Origin of the sequence: Shewanella sp. M-Br (genome assembly GCF_036245925.1) — a bacterium.
GTDB classification, from domain to species: Bacteria; Pseudomonadota; Gammaproteobacteria; order Enterobacterales; family Shewanellaceae; genus Shewanella; species Shewanella oncorhynchi.
Genome location: NZ_BJBV01000041.1, coordinates 1 through 17,902 on the forward strand (window position 1 = coordinate 1; position 17,902 = coordinate 17,902).

The following is a 17,902-nucleotide window of genomic DNA, read 5'->3' on the forward strand; positions in this document are numbered from 1 at the left end:
ACCTGTAGAGTTTGAGAATTCTCAAGTAAAAGTGTCCAGTTTGGGTTGACCAGTACACTGTTTGTATAAATTGCTCAGCAAATGAAATTGCGAGTTCAATCTGAACGGCGGACATTTTTTCACGCACTAAGCGTTGTTTAAGCATGTGCAGGAGTATTTCTTGCTCAACGTTGTCCTCGTAAGAAAAGGTGTCGCTATCAGGCATCTCTTTTTTAATCACATAGGTCATTAATTCGAAGACCATCAGCAGATTGTGGGCTTGTTGTTCAAACGCAGTCGATTGCATCATCGTGGTGTCTCGCTTTGCAGGAAAGTATGTCCTGAGTAACTAGAAACATGGTGTGATAAATTATCGTATTTGGGGATTCAATAGTTCAGTTTTGTGCAAAACATCTGTGCGAATTTAAAATTTTTTTCTGAGTGTTCAGAAGATCCCGAGTGGGATCTCTTTGGGAACTTTTTGGGATCCAAACAGGTTCTTATAGACCCTCACAGACCCTCTGAAAGCCACTGAAAAGGCGCTAATACGGTACTTTAGAGGGTTCGACTCCCTCTCTCACCGCCAAATTAAAGCAAAGGGAATCAGTACCTTACTGGTTCCCTTTGTTGCTTTTGGACCTATTTAGGACCAATTCAGGGTGTTATAGTCCGTTATTCTCCTCACTAAAACCCATCATTTCAGAGATACGATTAGCCATTCTTAGTGAGTCCTTAGGTTTTTGCCACATTAGCTATGTTATTCGTTGTCATTCTTTTACGCGCTTGAACTAAGGTATAGCCGCCACTTAATACTATGAGTAGGCTTCCCAGAATAGTCAGCAAATCTGGGGATTCTCCAAATATAAATATTCCTAAAGCTAAGGCAAAGAGTAAACGTGTATAACGAAAGGGACTTACCACCGATACATCTCCAGTGCGCATGGCGATTGTCAGCGCATTATAGGCCATTACACCAAAGACGATTGCTCCAATTATCTGTATTGCTGCGGTAGCACTAAACTGTATTGCTTCATTTTGGTAAATCAGTATCGCTAAGCCTGTAGGAATCAACACAAAAAAACCATACACTCCAAGCTGCATATTAGATAACACGGGAGAAGCTGCGCGTGTTGCTAAATCGCGTCCTGCAAAACCTAAGGTAGCGATAACGGCGAATAAAGATGTGGCCTCAAAACCATCAAGTCCTGGACGAATGATCATCAGCACGCCCATAAAACCAATCAATACTGCAAGCCATCTCTTATGACCCACTTGTTCACCGAACAACAATGCCGCGCCAAGCATGGCGATTAAAGGTGTGGCTTGCAAAATAGCGGATGCACTTGAGAGTGGCGTTAACGTGATGGCTAAAGCAAAACAGAATCGGCCGACGATTTCACATAGTGCACGTACTAATATGGGGGTAGACAAGACTGCAGGATGAAGCACAGTTTCACCCTTTCGCCAGGTTAACAGTATAAAAATCAACATTCCACCTAGGCCAAATAGCGCTAAAATGAGGCCGATAGAGGTGGTTTCTGCTGCGGATTTGATCAGCATGTCTTCAATAGAAAATGCTGCCATCGCAGCAACCATAAACAGACTACCTTTTTTATTATTCAAAATAAATTCCCTAAATGCTTAGACGCTATCTCTAGTCAAAAAGTTTTGTCATGAGAGTTCTGGTTTCATCAACAAAGGCACAGAAGTTACGATATAGCTTATTAGAATCCAATAGAAACATCATTTTCTGATCACTATAGCAAGCTTTCTCTGCTTATCTGAATAGGGTTTGTAGCTTAAGTTAACAATGATTCTTGCTTAAAAATAAATAGGGATAATAAGCATTAGCAAGAAACGTTAATAGATACAGAAATGGTTTTTTTATCTATATCAGATGGAAAATTAAGTCTCTTTTACCATAAGGATTATGGTTGGTGTATTGTTTTAATATTATCAACTTGTGCGGCTAGTATAAGATATTGATGTCAGGTATGTGCTGCTGTTTTTCAGCTTTTATGATGAATAACATTGTTTGAAAGAGGTCTATATTGTGAGGTTAATTTTATATGTAGTAGTCTTAAGTCAATAATGGCAACGCTTAAATAATCCATCAGTTGATTTTATACTAAGTGATTTTGTATTGGGGATTTAGTGTTTTTAGGTTTATATAAAATGAATTTGCGTTGAATAGTACGGGAAAGTTAACTAAATAACTTTGGGGAAATGATTAATCGCTCAATTAAAACTGCGCGATTAATCATATTAACGAAAAAGTATTATTGTTTTAAAAATTAACTTTGGATATTAATCGTTACTTTCTCGATGACGATAGGTTCACGGGGCACGTCTTCGTGGCCAGCGACCGTGGTGGTTTTGACTTTCTCAATCTGCTGGATAATGTCCATTCCCGCCGTAACCTTACCAAATACCGCGTAGCCCCAACCGTTATTGGTGGTGGCAGTATGGTCTAAAAAGTCATTATTGGCTGTGTTGATGAAGAATTGCGCGGTGGCCGAGTGAGGCGCATCGGTGCGAGCCATAGCGATTGTGCCTATGGTGTTACTTAGGCCTTTGTTGGCTTCGTTAACAATAGGCTCGTGGGTCGGTTTTTCCTTCATTTTTGCGGTAAACCCGCCGCCTTGGATCATAAAGCCTTTGATCACTCGGTGAAAAATCGTGTGTTCAAAGAAGCCTTCTTCACAATAGCGGACAAAGTTTTCTGAACTGACAGGCGCATGTTCAAAATCGAGTTCTATAGTGATGTCGCCTAGATTGGTGCTAAATGTAATCATGCTAATATCTTCTATCTTAATGAGTTTTTATATCTAATAAGTCACGACTTGTACTGAGTCATTACTTGGTTTTAGGGCCGCTATTCCACGGATTAAAGGGCGCGCTGCGACCTGTTGTCTCGTTACCGTTGTCAGTCTGAATAGATTGCGGCCGTGTTACATTGGCTTTAACCTCTGGCTTTGATTTCGCGCTGCGATGCTTTTTCGCATGGGCGGTTTCAAAGGAGCCTTCTTTCGCGGGGCGCGAGGATCTGGCCTCAGGTGCCCGAGCTTTAAAGGTTTTTGGCGTAGTATTTTTGGGCACAAAATCGAGAATAGACACAGGCACTTCTTTGTTCGGCACAAAGCCTTCAATTTCTTTACGCACTATGAGGTGACCTAGACGGCGCTCGATAGCACATAGATTCCTAAAATCATCTTTAGAAACAAAGGAAATGGCTTCGCCGCAGGCGCCAGCGCGACCGGTTCGGCCGATACGGTGAATATAATCATCGGCTTCATCGGGCAAATCATAATTGACCACACGGGTGAGGGCGTCGATATCGATACCGCGGGAAGCAACGCCAGTCGCGACTAAAAAGCGTAGTTTGCCAGATTTAAAATCCACTAATAATTGCTCGCGTACCGCTTGGCTGCGACCGCTGTGAATGGCTTCGGCGGCAATGCCACGTTTTTCGAGTTGACTAACCAGTTTGGCGGCGCCTTGTTTCGTCTGGATAAAGATCAGTGCCTGTTCCCACGCTTGCTCAGTGATGAGTTTGCTTAACAGTGCCGACTTTTTATCTTTATCGACAGTGATCAACCATTGGTCGATTTGCGGTGCGTTTGCGCTGTCGCGGGCAATTTCAATTTCGACTGGGTTTTCAACCGCTGTTTTCGCTAAAAAGCGCACTTGCTTAGATAAGGTTGCCGAAAACAACAGATTTTGGCGTTCTGTTGGCAGACGTTCGATGATCTTATTGATGTCTTCGATAAATCCCATATCGAGCATTCTATCGGCTTCATCTAGGACTAATACCGAGATTTCATCGAAATGAATCGCTCTTTGGGTGTACATATCGAGCAATCTACCGGGTGTTGCCACCAGAATATCGACGCCTTCAATAAGAAGTTGTTTCTGCGGTGCGGAATCCACGCCACCATACATGGCCATAGACGTCAGCGGCAGGTATTTTGCGTACTTGGCAATATTGTCTTCTACCTGAACGGCCAATTCGCGGGTTGGTGTTAAGATTAATGCACGAACGCGTTTAGCACGGATTTTCGGCATCTCGGCGAACATTTGCAGTATAGGCAACACAAAACTGGCGGTTTTACCTGTACCTGTTTGCGCGCCAGCAAGCAGGTTTTTGCCTTTCAAGATCACCGGAATGGCTTTTTCTTGGATCGGAGTAGGTTGTGAATAGCCGAGCTCAGTAATGGCTCTTAAAATCGGATCGCTTAATCCAAGTTTGGAAAATGGCATTGAATGTCTCAGGTAAAGGGTCAGGTCAATAATGTATAAGCAAACTGTTACGCTAAAGCATGAACAGTGGAGCAGGGCGATATTATAGCAGGAGGTGAAACAGAATAGGCGATTATCATTATTTGTGTGTGTTTGGTAAAGAGGGGCTTAAACGTCGAATAGGCGAATGATAGGCGGCAATATATTGAGAACTTACAATTTTGTAACCACACATGTATTCATGGCTAACATAGCTGCAATTATTGGGGCAATATGATTAACTGAGGTAATTTTTGTATGCCTGATAAATCTCAACAAAGGACCCATAATAATGAAAAAAAACGCTATTTCCCTTGCGATAGTGCTATCGCTGGCCAGCCTTGCTGGTTGTCAGTCCCATACGAGTCAAATCGCGCCCGTGGTCGCACCTGAAATTAAAGCCCACTCATTTGAGCAATTTTCAGCATCCTTTATTGATTCATTGTGGGAATTGTCACCGACTTGGGCCTTATACAGTGGCAAGCATGTTAACGATGGTTACCTTGAAATCCCCGATGCAGCAGGTCGAGCAAAGACCTTAGCGTTTGTGAAAGCTCAGCAAGCGCAATTGACTCAGTTCGAGCAAAAGTCGCTAACGCCGAATGAACTGATTGATTACCATCTGATCGACAATTTACTCGGTAGTATGGCATGGGAAATTGACAGTTTTAAATCTTGGCAGTGGGATCCTTCAAGTTACAACGTATCGGGCGGTTTTGCCCAAATCATCAATGAAAATTTCGCTCCATTAGATGACAGATTACGTTCGGTATTAGCGCGTTTAGAAAATGTGCCAGCTTATTATGCTGCTGCGCAGGCGAACATTAGCAAACCAACATTGGAGCACTCTGAGTTAGCAGTGCTGCAGAATCAAGGTGCATTTTCGGTTTTTTCCGATGACTTATTAAAACAGGTCGCCGACTCTGGTCTGACTGATGCGGAAAAAGCGTTATTTAAAACGCGTTTCGATGCAGCAACTGCCGCGATTAACGGCCATATCGCTTGGTTAGACAAATTAGTGGTTCAACTTAAAAAAGATGGAGCACGTAGTTTTAGAATTGGCGAGGCGTTATATGAGCAAAAATTTGCCTTTGATATCCAAGCGGGGATGACGGCGAAACAGCTATATCAAAAAGCCGTAGCCGATAAAGAGCGTGTTCAAGGAGAAATGGCTAAAATTACCGATAAGTTATGGCCTAAATATTTTACTATGCCAAAGCCTGCTGACAGTAAGCTCGCCATTCGCCAATTAATCGATAAATTATCGACTCAGCATGTTCAGCGCGATGAATTCGTGAATGAAGTGCGTAAGCAAATTCCAGAGCTGATTGAATTTGTAAATAAGAAAAAACTAGTCACATTAGATCCTAAAAAACCACTCGTTGTCCGTGAAACACCCGAATATATGCGTGGTTATGCCGGTGCATCAATTAGTGCGCCTGGACCCTATGAGAAGTCAGGTAATACTTATTATAACGTGACGCCGCTCGATGGCATGAGTGATGAGTCTGCCGAGAGTTACTTACGTGAATATAATCACTGGATCCTGCAAATCCTCAATATTCATGAAGCCATCCCAGGGCACTACACTCAACTCGTTTATTCTAATCAATCTCCGAGTTTAGTGAAAAGTTTATTTGGCAATGGCGCTATGGTTGAAGGTTGGGCGGTTTATACCGAGCGTATGATGTTAGAAGAAGGCTATGGAAATTTTGAGCCTGAAATGTGGTTGATGTACTACAAGTGGAATTTACGTGTTATCTGTAACACGATTTTGGATTATAGCATTCATGTGAAAGGCATGACCGAAGACCAAGCTATTGCCCTGATGATGAATGAAGCCTTCCAACAGCAAGCTGAAGCCGAAGGCAAGTGGCGCCGTGCGACACTTAGTCAAGTGCAACTGACGAGTTACTATTCAGGTTATCGAGAAATCTATGATTTCCGTGAAGAATACAAAAAATCGCAAGGTAAAGATTTTGACCTTAAAACTTTCCACGAAACATTCTTGAGTTATGGTAGTGCACCAGTGAAATATATTCGCCAATTAATGCAGAGCAAATAAGTTCGCATATTGATATAAATCAGCAGAGCTTAGGCTCTGCTTTTTTATGCCAAATAGCTAGACAGGTATAGTGTGAGCTTAACATAAGTTGGCATTGTTACTTATGAAATGAAATCGTTAACACTGTGCGAATAATGAAAAGCCAAAAATTCTGCCATATAACCGAAAAAGTATATATTTCGTTATATGGCATATGCAGATGTTAATCAAACAATTTCACTGCGTGGTGATAGAGCACAATGGCGATAAACTTACTTCTTAGATTTAGATGATGCCATCAGCGCTAATACTTCATCGTAAGAAATGTTAAATTCTCTAGACAAGTTAATGATTTTTGTTTTGTAGGTTTGAATATTCTCTTGCTGAGCTAATTGATGTTTCTTTTCTTCAACTAACTCATTAACGGTTTCTTGTAATATCAATAATCGACGTAAACTATAGTCGAGAGATTTAATATATTTACCCATTTGTTGCTTGTTACGTGCTTGCTCAAGATCCGTTGAGACTTTCTTATCATATCCATACTCATCAAGAGCTGCGATTGCGCTCTGTAAATCAAGATCAGTTGTCATTTGGTTTTCGCTTTATAACAAAGAGGTGTGGGAACAAATGTATGAAACTTTAAAGAGTGTCATAGGACGTTAACTATCGCAGATTATAATGCTTATGCCAATATACACCAAGCCTTTGCACGTTAAAATGAAATAAAAAATTCCGCTGATTTTTGCTTTGACCTTGTCGGGGTCTACAATAATGAGTAGTCTAAAGTTATAGACTATCATGGAGATTCAAATGCTTGATCTACTACCAGATTTATTCGACCACTATCCGTCTAAATTACAGTTACTTCCCCTTGCATTTAAACCCTTTGGTGGTAAACGGCTCTTCTGGGGCGAGATAGTCACAGTAAAGTGCTTCGAGGATAATTCAAAGGTAAAAGAGATACTTGCACAGGATGGGCATGGAAAAGTGCTCGTTGTCGATGGCGGCGGTTCTCTGCGCCGCGCACTATTAGGTGACCTCATAGCGCAGAGCGCCTTAGATAATGGTTGGCAAGGGATCGTGATTAATGGTTGTGTTCGCGATGTGGCGAGATTAAATACTTTCAGCTTAGGTGTCTTTGCCTTAGGGGCTATGCCGATAAAAACCGAAAAGTTAGGTCAAGGCCAAATTAATGTGGCTGTCGATATGGGGGGCGTGACGGTTAAGCCCGGTATGATGCTCTATGCTGATGAAAATGGTATTGCAGTAAGTGATGAAATGTTGAACTTTGCATTTTTAAATTAACATTTCTAAATGCATTAGTTGCTATAAATTCAAGTTGTTTTTGATAAGGATATTTATATGAAATTCATTAAGTGGCTCTTAGCCTTAATGGTGACGCTCATTCTTTTAGTTACCGTTTATCTCACCGTCTTTTTCGACCCTAATGATTTTAAACCTGAAATAGTCGATGCCGTAAAAAAACAAACGGGTCGTGAATTAGTCATTACTGACGATTTATCTTGGACATTTTTCCCTGTTATAGGTATTAATTTAGGGGGAGTGTCTTTATCTAACCCTGAAGGTTTTACGCCTAAGGCTATGTTAGAAGTCAAAAAAGCCGTTGCTGAAGTGGCGCTAATGCCGTTGTTTAGTCAGAAAATTGAAATTGCAGAATTGAGTCTCGATGGCGCAACGATCAATTTGGTCACCCGTAAAAATGGCACTAGCAGTTTCGATGGGTTGAGTGGCGATAATAGCCCAAAAACTGCGTCTCCAGCTGCCGCCGAATCCTCATCGAATGCCAAACTTAACGACATTAATATTGGTGGCATTTCTATCACCAATACCCAAATTAATATGATTGACGAAGCTAATAAGCAGACTCAAGTCTTTACCTTAAATAGCTTCACCTTAGGTGAGTTCTCCTTAGATAAATTTGCGCCTATCGCCTTTGAATTCAGTGCAACTATGCCGGATATGACGGTAAGTAGCGAAGCTAAAGGTGAACTAAAACTCAGTCGAGACTTTAAACAACTCGTTATCAATGGGCTGAAAATTGATACTGTGGTGGAAGGTGAGAGTATTCCGAACAAGAAACTCGAAACATCTGTCAGCTTAGCAACTCAAATCGCCCTTGATAAACAGCAATTGTCCGTCGATATTGCGCAGCTCACCGCGGCGAGCATTACCGCTGCGGGTAAAGTGGGTGTTAATTATGGTACGAAAGTTCCACAAATTAATGCTGATTTTCAAGTTGGCGATATTGATTTAGATACACTGTTACCTAAAACAGAGGCCACCGCCACCGCTGAACAAGCGCCAGCAGCAAACACTCAGGCAGTTGAGCCTGATCTCTCAGCCCTTAAGCAGCTTGATGTAAAACTCAAGTTGACTGTTAAGTCTATTAAGGTCGCGAATCTGTCGACTCAAAATTGGTTAATGGATGTGGGCATTAAAAATGGCGTGTTAGATTTGACGAAGTTGAATGCGGATTTATATCAAGGTCAGTTGCTGGTGAGCGCTCAGGTTGATGCTCGTCAAGCGGTGGCAAGTTATCAATTCGATAAAAAAGTGACGGGCGTACAAATTCGTCCTTTGCTCAAAGATGCAGCGGATGTGGATTTACTGGCGGGTACAGCCAACTTTGAAGTGAAGGGGAAAGGTAAGAGTTTGATCCCTGAGCAGTTAAAGAAAAACCTGTTAGCGAATGGTCATTTTGATATTAATGACGGTGCTCTGTACGGGGTAAATATTCCACAGATGATCCGCAGCGCCCAAGCTAAGTTAAAGGGCGACTTATCGCCAGAAACGAAGGCGGAGCGCAAAACTGACTTCTCGAGTCTGACGGGCAGTTTCTCGTTGGATAATGGCGTTGCCACGAATCAAGATCTTGCCTTGTCTTCGCCTTTACTGCGTTTGGATGGTAAAGGCACTGCGAATTTATTGACTGAAGCCTTGGACTACAGACTAACCGCTAGCCTAGTGAATTCATTGAAGGGTCAGGGTGGTAGCGACAAAGATGCGCTGGCAGGAGTTGATATTCCGCTCGCCATTACAGGCACTTTCCAAAAACCTGAATATGCTTTGGATACTAAAGCCTTACTGAATAATCAGCTAAAGGAAGAAACCGACAAAGCTAAGGAAAAATTAAAAGACTCCTTATTGAAAAAACTAGGCGGTTTCTAATGGTTGTTTCTACGCGTTACGCATTACTTGTTTGCGCGAGTGCTTTTGTCGGCGGGCAACTTGTTGGGTGCTCGGCGCCCGAAGCCGCTGACACGAGTCAGTCAACCAAGGGTGAGACTACAACAGCCGCGGCCGTTCAGCCTGAGATTATTCGCGCTGCCGATCTGGCGCTCGATGTTTCTGGGCTTAAAAGCACTCCGACATTAAAGGCTGAACCTGTGATGGCAGAAAAGACACAAGGCCTGCTTCGCGGCGAATTAACTCTAGAACCTTTTATCGATTTTAAGCAGTCGGTTAAGGCGACATTGACTGTGACAAATCCACAAACCTATGCTGTCGGCCTACGTTATAACTCTGGGATGACGGCGGATTTGTGGTTGGTAACGCAAGAGGGCAAACGTCTGTGGGCTTGGTCGGATGATATGATGTTTACCCAAGCATTACGTGATAGCCAATTGGCGGCAGGGAAAGTGATCACGACTTCATTTAGTATTCCGCCCAAAGCATTTGCAGGAATACCTGCAGACGGTGCTCGCTTAGAAGCGCATTTTGCCGCTAAAGCATTAGAGTCTGATGCCGTTGTTATGGCGCCCGTTGTCTTATTACTGACGATGGAATAACGCCGCCTCTCATAATAGAAAAAGGCAGCAATCCGATAGGGTTGCTGCCTTTTTGTTATCTATGGCTCAATTTTGCTTAGGATTTATAGCACTAATCCGTTCGAACTATGTGCCAGTTTAGTCCCTACGCACTCAACTTAGTTTCATCAACCACTAATTTGATCACTTGGCCTGGTTGTAAATACTGTGATTGCGCTAGGCTATTCCACTCGAGTAGCTCGGCAACAGTTACGTTAAATTTATTGGCGATACGGGCAAGTGAATCACCGGATTTTACCTTGTAACTAACAGTACGAATTTGTGCGGTTTGCTCAAGCTCCTTTGGTGCTAAGATCACTAACTTCTGACCGTTTTGTAGCTTGCTATTCTTAGCCAATTTGTTCCAAGTGCTGAGTTGTTTCACCGTCACTTTATGGGCTTGGGCTATTTCTGAGAGTGTGTCTCCTGACTTAACCTGATAAGCAATTTTTGTTGATTCAACTGCAGCATGTGATTTTTTCGGCAATTGCTGCTTAGTTGACAGGGCATAAAGCTGCTTGTCTTGCGCATCGACAGGAATAATCAAATGCTTGCCTGCGACGATCGTGTTGCTTTTCATGCCGTTGGCGGCGCGAATTGCATTAATCGTCGTGTGGTGCTGCTTCGCAATTTTGCCAATACTGTCACCGGATTTGATCGTGTAGCGTAGCCAACTGATCCTATCTTCGGTTTCTGTTTCGGCGAGCGCTCTCTTAAATTCTTCCGATTTATCAATCGGCAATACTAAAGTGTGCGGCCCCAGTGGCGAAGTGGCCCAGCGGTTATAACCAGGATTGAGCTTTTGCAGCTCAAGTGTGGTCATGTTTGCTAAACCTGCCGCCATGGCTAAATCAATTTGGCTATCAATATCAACCACTTCAATTGAAGGATTGTTGCTGATCGGCGCTAAAGTGATGCCATATTCATCGGCGTGTTTAATGACTTCGGCCAGCGCGAGCAGTTGCGGCACGTAGCGTTCGGTTTCACTGGGTAAATCCAATGACCAAAAGTCAGTTTTTAAGCCTTTCTTCTCGTTACGTTTAATCGCATTGAGCACCCGAGATTCACCCGAGTTATAGGCCGCAATAGCATAAAGCCAATTGTTATTGGTTTTATCGTAAAGATATTCCAACATGTCGAGCGCCGCAGTCGTCGAAGCGGGTACATCACGGCGACCGTCGTACCACCAGTTCATTTCTAAACCGAAATGGCTGGCCATTGGCGTGGTGAACTGCCACAAACCCGATGCCGCACTTGCTGAAGACGCCGATGGATCAAAGGCGCTTTCTATAATAGGTAATAGGGCGATCTCAATCGGAAGATGACGCTTTTCAAGCTCTTCCACGATCAGGTACATATAAGGTGCAGCACGCTCTGAGATGATCTCTAGATGCTGCGGATTTTTGATGTACCAATCGCGATATTGGTTTACCAATTTTTGATCTGGAACCGGTAACTGCATACCTTGACGTATTCGCTCCCACACATCGGTAATTTGCGCCGACGGAGCCTCAGTTGCGAGGTAATATTCTGGGACTGTATTTTCGGTTGTGACGGCTTCAACTTCTGTCTGATTAATGCCATGGTTGTCTAATGTCTGACAACCTGTGAGTAGGGCAAATCCCCCTACAACAACATAAAGTGATACTCTCATTGAAAACGGTAGTCCTCTGTTAGTGCATAGCTTTTCTTTATAGTAACAGTATGTTTTATATGAAGATAAAGACGACGCAGCGCGCAAAGTTTTCACGCAAAACGAGCCATTCTATGGGATCTTTTCGATCTTGTCCCTTAATTATCGTACATAATGTAAGGCCATTTTTGATTTACATCATCAAAAATGGAAAAAACTGTTTAAATTTCAATCTATAATATTGCTTTTGTGATCAAAAATTATCTTTCCACTGTCTGAGCAGGGTAAAACCGCCAAGTTCGTCTAAATTGGCATGATTTAGATCGCTAAAATGCTGTTTTATGCTGTCAACAATCTCAGTGTCGCTGGCACGTAGAAAGGGATTGATGGCGCGTTCTAAGGCGATGGTGGAGGGGATAGTCGCTTTGTCTTGGCGACGCAACGCTATGGCGCGTTCGTTATAGTCTTGCAGCGCGCGATTGTTGGGATTGACCGCGAGGGCAAATTTGAGGTTTGAAAGTGTGTACTCATGGGCACAATACACCCGAGTGTCGGCGGGAAGCTGGGCAAGTTGCTGTAGTGAGTTTAGCATTTGCGCTGGCGTACCTTCAAATAAGCGTCCGCAGCCACCGCTAAATAAGGTATCACCGCAGAATAAGGCATCTGCAATAACGTAGGCAATATGTCCTGCTGTGTGTCCCGGTACATCTAAGACTTGCAGCTCGCCACTCATATAGTCGAGTGTCAATCTGGGCTGTGCTGTTGCGTTCAACGGATGGGTGATGCCTTCAATCTTCTCATTATCTGGGCCATACACTGTGAGTCGGTCTTGACTGTAGGCTTGAAGTTCAGCGACGCCACCCGTATGGTCATTGTGGTGGTGGGTCAGTAAAATGCCCGCTAGCGTGAGTTGATTGGCCTCTAGATAGTCAATCACCACACTCGCATCGCCGGGATCGACGACATAAACCTGTGTATGGGTCTGTTGTTGTAACACCCAGATATAATTGTCATTAAAGGCTTTGATCGCTGTTATAGTGAGCATAGAACCGCCTATGTCTGTATTTCAATTCGAAGATAAAGGTATTATCCATGAGTGAACGGCCCTTGGCGACCTTTGCTGCTTTTGCCCTGTGGCAAAATGGCAGCAATCTTTGACCCAATTGGATACTTGTCTACCAAGCTAACGGAGGAACTCTGTGTCGCATTTTAGTACTGAGCTCAAACCCGAACAATGGAGCGACCTACCCAATGGTGAGGCGTTGCAACAAGCCGTTGCTAAACAACTTGAAGATTGGTGGCCAAGAGTCTTTGGTTATCATTTATTAAAGTTAGGGCCTTTGAGTGCCGAATTGTCGAGTATGGCATCGCCAGTCGCCCATCATTTTTCACTCTCACCATCCAAAGGCGCCTCGATTGAAGGCGATTTTTGCCATTTACCCCTGCAGAATGCGGCGATAGATGCGGTGGTGATGAGTCTACTACTCGAATTTGAACCCGATCCTTACCGTATTCTTCGTGAAACTGACCGGGTACTCATCGCCGGAGGCTATCTTTTTATCGTCGGTTTTAATCCCTTGAGTCCAGTATTTTTGGGTAAGTTATGGCCTAAGTATCAGGATTGTCTTCCTTGGAATGGCCGTTTTTTTATGCCTTCGAGGGTGCGAGATTGGTTAGGTTTATTAGGTTATCAAGTGGTGGGGGATGAGCGTTTGGTCTATCACCCATTAATGGGCGAGTTTACCCAAGGTAGATTTTTTCAACAGAGTTTAGCGTCATGGCTTCCTAGCGCGGGCAGTTTGTATTTGATTGTGGCACGTAAACTCGAGTCGCCACTCACACCTATTCGCGATAAACGTAAGGTGCGGCAGACAAATTGGACCACGGCGCAGACCGCGGGTCGTTCGGGGCATTTATCAGAGCATTCGGAAAACTGATAAGGCATTTCCATTTTAAGTACAGGTTTTTATATGCGGATCACCTTAAGACAACTGGCAGTATTTGAGGCTGTGGCACGTAGCGGCCAAGTCGCAAAGGCGGCTGAACAAGTGAATTTATCACCACCGGCGACATCTATGGCCTTGGCTGAATTAGAAAAGCAGCTAAATGCCCGCCTATTTGAACGTATTGGCAATCGATTACAGCTTAACTCCCAGGGCAATTTACTGTTGCCACTGGCTACGGATTTATTGCACCGTGTCGAGCAAATTGAGCAGGCATTTACCTACCATGGTGGCGATTTGGTTGGGCGTTTAAGTATCAGTGCCAGTTCGACCATAGGTAACTATCTGATGGCGAAAGCCGCAGTGGCATTTTGTCAGCAGCACACTCAAACCCATGTGGATGTGGCGATCACAAATACTCAAGATGTGATCCAAGCGGTTGCGCAGTTCCGATCTGAAATGGGCTTTATCGAAGGTCATTGCACCGATAATCGTTTGAGTGTCGAAGCTTGGCATAAGGATAGGCTGCTGGTGTTTTGTCATCCGGCACATCCTCTGGCGGGGAAAGTGGTTAAACCGGCGCAAGTGAGAGGCCAGTCTTGGGTGTTACGTGAAGAAGGCTCGGGTACTCGTGAGTATTTTGTCAATGCCGCCAATGAGTTGGATATGCAGCCAGAAGCCAAATTCTGCTTTACTACGCCGGATGCAATTAAACTGGCGGTGAAACAAGGTGCTGGGCTTGGGGTGTTATCTGAGCTGGCGCTGGAGAAAGAAATCAGCCGCAAAGAGTTAGCGTTAGTCACGATTGAGGGATTAGTGCTGGAGCGGCAGTTTTATCGCATCACCCATAAGAGCCGTCAGGCGACATCCCTTGGCCAAGCTTTTGTGCAGTTCTGTGAGAATTTTTTCAATATCGCAGGGGTGGAACCAAATAAGCCGTTTGATAGCAATGGCCATATGCAGTGAGCTTAAGCGGTTAATTTGAACTGTGGGTTTACGGTGAGATGAATAGTGAAATAAATCATCACGCCTAAGTGTTAAGCTTAGGCGTGATGGCATAGAACTTACTTTTCGAACTTACTTTTTCGAATTTAGCTTGTATGAACTTTTGCTGTTCAAACTTAGCACGTTTAAGTAAGGGCCACAGAGTTAAGGCTGGTAGCCTAAGTCGGGTTGGGTCGGTTTTGATTCAGCCGCAGTGCGAGCTAATACGTCGCAACGTTCGTTTTCGGCGTGTCCTGCGTGACCTTTAACCCATTGCCAGTCGATGGTGTGCATCTGTGAGGCTTTATCTAAACGTTTCCACAGGTCAACGTTTTTGACTGGGGTACGGTTTGATGTCATCCAACCTTTTTTCTTCCAGCCATGGATCCACGTCATTATGCCTTGGCGCATATATTGGCTGTCGCTGGTGAGTACGACTTGGCAAGGCTCTTTTAAGCTTTCTAACGCTATGATCGGGGCTAATAACTCCATGCGATTATTGGTCGTGAGCGCAAAACCGTCGGACATCTCCTTTGTATGGCCTTTATAATTCATTACAATGCCATAGCCGCCAGGACCGGGATTGCCTAAGCAAGAGCCGTCGGTGAAGATGTGGATCAGTTTTAGTTCAGTCATCAAATTGTTACCATAGCCGGGAATTTCGGCCGAGTATAACCAAAAATTGTCATAAGAAGCGCATAAAAAAAATGAATATTATCTCTAACGCTAGCCGTCAGGTTATTTTGGATACCGAAACCACAGGTATGAACCAGGGCAGCGGCGCCATTTATTTAGGCCATAGGATCATCGAGATTGGTTGTGTGGAAGTGGTGAACCGTCGTTTGACGGGGCGTTATTACCACCAATATATCAATCCAGGTCAAGCCATCGATCCTGAAGCCATTGCCGTTCACGGTATTACCGATGAGCGCGTTTCCAAAGAGCCGCGTTTTCATCAAGTTGCTCAAGACTTTATCAACTTTATCGACGGCGCTGAAATCGTCGCCCATAACGCGAACTTCGACGTGAGCTTCATGGATCATGAGTTTTCACTGTTGCAGCCGCGTGGACCAAAAACCGCTGATATTTGTCAGATCCTCGATACCTTAGTCATCGCTAAGTTCCTGCATCCTGGTCAGAAAAACAACCTTGACGCCCTCTGTAAGCGTTATGGTGTGGATACGTCGCGCCGCGAATATCACGGCGCTTTGCTCGATGCCGAGATCCTCGCCGATGTTTATCTGATCATGACCGGCGGGCAGACAAAGTTTAATTTGTCCAACGAGGAAGCGGGGCAGGAAGCGGGTGGTATTCAACGTTTTGATCCGCAATCACTTAACCTTAAAGTGATCGGCGCATCGGCCGATGAATTGACTATGCATGAACAACGCCTTGATTTGGTCGCAAAATCAGGCAAATGCCTCTGGAGAGGATAGAAAAATCACTATGCCGATGTCGCGCCATAAACCCATTTTAGCGCTTTGCCTTGTTGTCACTACGCTGTTTGCCAGTGTGACGTCTGTATTGGCCGCCGAGGCTGAAACCGCTAAAAAAGTCGTCAAGCCGCCCAAGGCCGCGCCGATTATAGGATTGGAGACGGCTTCTGAGCTTAAAAACCGTTTTCGCATCGACCATATGGTCGATAACATGACGCTGTTAGTGGAGCGTGAATACGGCTCTGCACCGGTAGTCATTGTGTTGCCCGATGGCAGTAAATGGTACGCCAATCGCCATCCCGAAACCGTCAAGTGGGTCGATGGCATTACCGGCGATATTATTTACATTGAGTCGCCTATGCCTGGACCTTGGCAATTGGTGGGTAAAGTCGTCCCAGGTTCGACCCTCAAAAAACTCTCTAAACTCGAAATCGAAGTTCAGCCTTTGCCGCAGCCGCTATTTCAAGGTGAGCAAGTGAAAATTGTCGCCCAGTTGATGGGGGATGCCCAGCGTGTGCGCATGCCGGGACTCGACTTTCTGGTGGAGTGGACGGCTCATTTTGTGAGTAAGCACAGGGCCGGCGATGAGAATTTTGCCGCGGGTGACATTATTGTCGGTTCCTATAAAGACAATGGTGAAGATTATGATGAAAAACCCGATGATGGCGTATTTACCAGCAATATCAATGTAAAGCAGCCTTGGGGGGATTATGAGTTTGTGGTACAGGCTCGCAACAACGTGTTTGAGCGGCAGATTTCATTTCCGTTTAGATTATCGCCGCGGCCAATTAATTTAGAAGTCATTACCCCAGACGATCCGTTAACGGGGCAATGGAAAATCATGTTGCACGTCGATAGTGCTGTGCTGCAGCTAGCTGAAACGCATTTTTCCTTTGAGCTAGTGGGTCCTGCGGGCTTACAACTGCCTTTGACCGTTAATGGTCTTACAGAGCCGGACTCTGAATTAGATTTACCGACAGTGACTGAGTTTGGCAGTTATCGAATTAAAGGTTTCGTGGCGACGACGACGATTACGGGGCGAGAAATCGTACTGGATTTGCCAGAGCTATTTTTCAACTTAATTCAGCCGCCAGAGCCGCCACCAAGCGCTGAAGAGTTGGCCGCCGTTGCTGCACAAAAAGCCGCAGAGGAAGAAGAACTTGCGAAGAAAGATGCCATGTTCTGGATCATCACGATCAACGCGATTTTATTAGTCTTGGGCGTAGTGGGATTAATAGTGTGGCGTAAACGCCAAAGTTTAGCGCAGGCATTAGCTGCTGCTGAGTTACGTTTATTGGAGGAAGCATCGGCGAATCCAGCAGCTGCGCCGTCATTAGATGAAATCGATCTTACTATGCCAGATGAGGCGGATAAAGATCGTTAGCCAAGTGTCGCTGATGTGTTTGAGTTATGACTTTGAACTAGGGCGTAGAGCAATATTTGGCACATAAATCAAGGTCGGAAATTGATTTGGTTTTTTTTTAATCAAATGATAAATCTAAGTAAAAAAACGGTTGACGCCCGCAGGGCTCAACCGTATTATTCTTCGCATCTTAAGCAGAAGCCTTGATAAGTCAGTTGAAATATCGTTATGGCTGTTTTAGCTTCAGCGGCCTATCACGCTGGGGTTAGCGGGTTTTGAAACTCGTCAGATGTTGGATATGGAAGAATTTGGAGCGGTAGTTCAGTTGGTTAGAATACCGGCCTGTCACGCCGGGGGTCGCGGGTTCGAGTCCCGTCCGCTCCGCCAAATTGCAAAAGCCCCATCGAAAGAT

Annotated in this window: 16 protein-coding genes and 1 tRNA gene; 9 read left to right on the plus strand and 8 right to left on the minus strand. The window is 44.4% G+C overall.

Annotated elements, in window-relative coordinates:
* The 4 genes from AAA952_RS21895 to AAA952_RS21910 all read right to left on the minus strand — a co-directional run.
* Positions 1-289: hypothetical protein (locus tag AAA952_RS21895; RefSeq protein ID WP_338259595.1), on the minus strand; the 289-nt coding region annotated here is incomplete at its 3' end.
* Positions 290-711: 422 nt separating this feature from the next.
* Positions 712-1,602 (minus strand): DMT family transporter, encoded by an 891-nt coding sequence (locus tag AAA952_RS21900; RefSeq protein ID WP_338259597.1) that lies wholly within the window; start codon positions 1,600-1,602, stop codon positions 712-714.
* Between the two features lie 671 nt (positions 1,603-2,273).
* Positions 2,274-2,774: a peptidylprolyl isomerase gene (locus AAA952_RS21905; RefSeq protein ID WP_338259599.1), complete on the minus strand. Its 501-nt coding sequence runs from the start codon at positions 2,772-2,774 to the stop codon at positions 2,274-2,276.
* A 61-nt stretch (positions 2,775-2,835) separates the two neighbouring features.
* On the minus strand, positions 2,836-4,239 hold the full coding sequence (locus AAA952_RS21910; RefSeq protein ID WP_338259600.1) for a DEAD/DEAH box helicase: 1,404 nt from the start codon (positions 4,237-4,239) through the stop codon (positions 2,836-2,838).
* Positions 4,240-4,549: 310 nt separating this feature from the next.
* On the opposite strand from AAA952_RS21910, the gene AAA952_RS21915 reads away from it, so the two are divergent.
* Positions 4,550-6,322, plus strand: coding sequence for a DUF885 domain-containing protein (locus tag AAA952_RS21915; protein WP_263161001.1), 1,773 nt, complete (start codon positions 4,550-4,552; stop codon positions 6,320-6,322).
* A 251-nt stretch (positions 6,323-6,573) separates the two neighbouring features.
* On the opposite strand, the gene AAA952_RS21920 is transcribed toward AAA952_RS21915, so the two are convergent.
* Entirely contained in the window at positions 6,574-6,894 is a 321-nt protein-coding gene (locus AAA952_RS21920) for a hypothetical protein (protein ID WP_028760093.1), read from the minus strand.
* 220 nt (positions 6,895-7,114) lie between these two features.
* Between AAA952_RS21920 and AAA952_RS21925 the strand changes: the two genes are divergently transcribed.
* Genes AAA952_RS21925 through AAA952_RS21935 form a run of 3 tightly spaced genes read left to right on the plus strand, consistent with a single transcriptional unit; the run spans position 7,115 to position 10,113 of the window.
* Positions 7,115-7,609: a putative 4-hydroxy-4-methyl-2-oxoglutarate aldolase gene (locus AAA952_RS21925; protein ID WP_028760092.1), complete on the plus strand. Its 495-nt coding sequence runs from the start codon at positions 7,115-7,117 to the stop codon at positions 7,607-7,609.
* A gap of 57 nt (positions 7,610-7,666) precedes the next feature.
* The gene (locus AAA952_RS21930) at positions 7,667-9,493 is read left to right on the plus strand and encodes an AsmA family protein (RefSeq protein ID WP_338259603.1); all 1,827 of its coding nucleotides are present in this window, start codon (positions 7,667-7,669) and stop codon (positions 9,491-9,493) included.
* A complete protein-coding gene (locus AAA952_RS21935) occupies positions 9,493-10,113 on the plus strand; it encodes a BsuPI-related putative proteinase inhibitor (protein WP_212601739.1) in 621 nt (206 codons plus the stop codon). Before AAA952_RS21930 ends, AAA952_RS21935 begins: the two co-directional genes overlap by 1 nt.
* Before the next feature lie 124 nt (positions 10,114-10,237).
* On the opposite strand, the gene AAA952_RS21940 is transcribed toward AAA952_RS21935, so the two are convergent.
* Positions 10,238-11,785 (minus strand): LysM peptidoglycan-binding domain-containing protein, encoded by a 1,548-nt coding sequence (locus AAA952_RS21940; RefSeq protein ID WP_338259606.1) that lies wholly within the window; start codon positions 11,783-11,785, stop codon positions 10,238-10,240.
* 232 nt (positions 11,786-12,017) lie between these two features.
* Positions 12,018-12,809 (minus strand): hydroxyacylglutathione hydrolase, encoded by a 792-nt coding sequence (gene gloB / locus AAA952_RS21945; RefSeq protein WP_338259608.1) that lies wholly within the window; start codon positions 12,807-12,809, stop codon positions 12,018-12,020.
* Between the two features lie 154 nt (positions 12,810-12,963).
* Between gloB and AAA952_RS21950 the strand changes: the two genes are divergently transcribed.
* The gene (locus AAA952_RS21950; RefSeq protein WP_338259610.1) at positions 12,964-13,701 is read left to right on the plus strand and encodes a class I SAM-dependent methyltransferase; all 738 of its coding nucleotides are present in this window, start codon (positions 12,964-12,966) and stop codon (positions 13,699-13,701) included.
* A gap of 33 nt (positions 13,702-13,734) precedes the next feature.
* Complete coding sequence (locus tag AAA952_RS21955; RefSeq protein WP_006081488.1) at positions 13,735-14,673, plus strand: LysR substrate-binding domain-containing protein; 939 nt, start codon at positions 13,735-13,737, stop codon at positions 14,671-14,673.
* A 183-nt stretch (positions 14,674-14,856) separates the two neighbouring features.
* On the opposite strand, the gene rnhA is transcribed toward AAA952_RS21955, so the two are convergent.
* Positions 14,857-15,327 (minus strand): ribonuclease HI, encoded by a 471-nt coding sequence (gene rnhA, locus AAA952_RS21960; protein WP_006081489.1) that lies wholly within the window; start codon positions 15,325-15,327, stop codon positions 14,857-14,859.
* Positions 15,328-15,398: 71 nt separating this feature from the next.
* On the opposite strand from rnhA, the gene dnaQ reads away from it, so the two are divergent.
* The 3 genes from dnaQ (at position 15,399) to AAA952_RS21975 (ending at position 17,877) form a co-directional block, all read left to right on the plus strand.
* A complete protein-coding gene (gene dnaQ, locus AAA952_RS21965) occupies positions 15,399-16,127 on the plus strand; it encodes a DNA polymerase III subunit epsilon (RefSeq protein ID WP_006087270.1) in 729 nt (242 codons plus the stop codon).
* 10 nt (positions 16,128-16,137) lie between these two features.
* Positions 16,138-17,511: a TIGR03503 family protein gene (locus tag AAA952_RS21970; protein WP_012587758.1), complete on the plus strand. Its 1,374-nt coding sequence runs from the start codon at positions 16,138-16,140 to the stop codon at positions 17,509-17,511.
* A gap of 289 nt (positions 17,512-17,800) precedes the next feature.
* A tRNA-Asp gene (locus AAA952_RS21975) sits at positions 17,801-17,877 on the plus strand.
* The last annotated feature ends 25 nt before the right edge of the window (positions 17,878-17,902 follow it).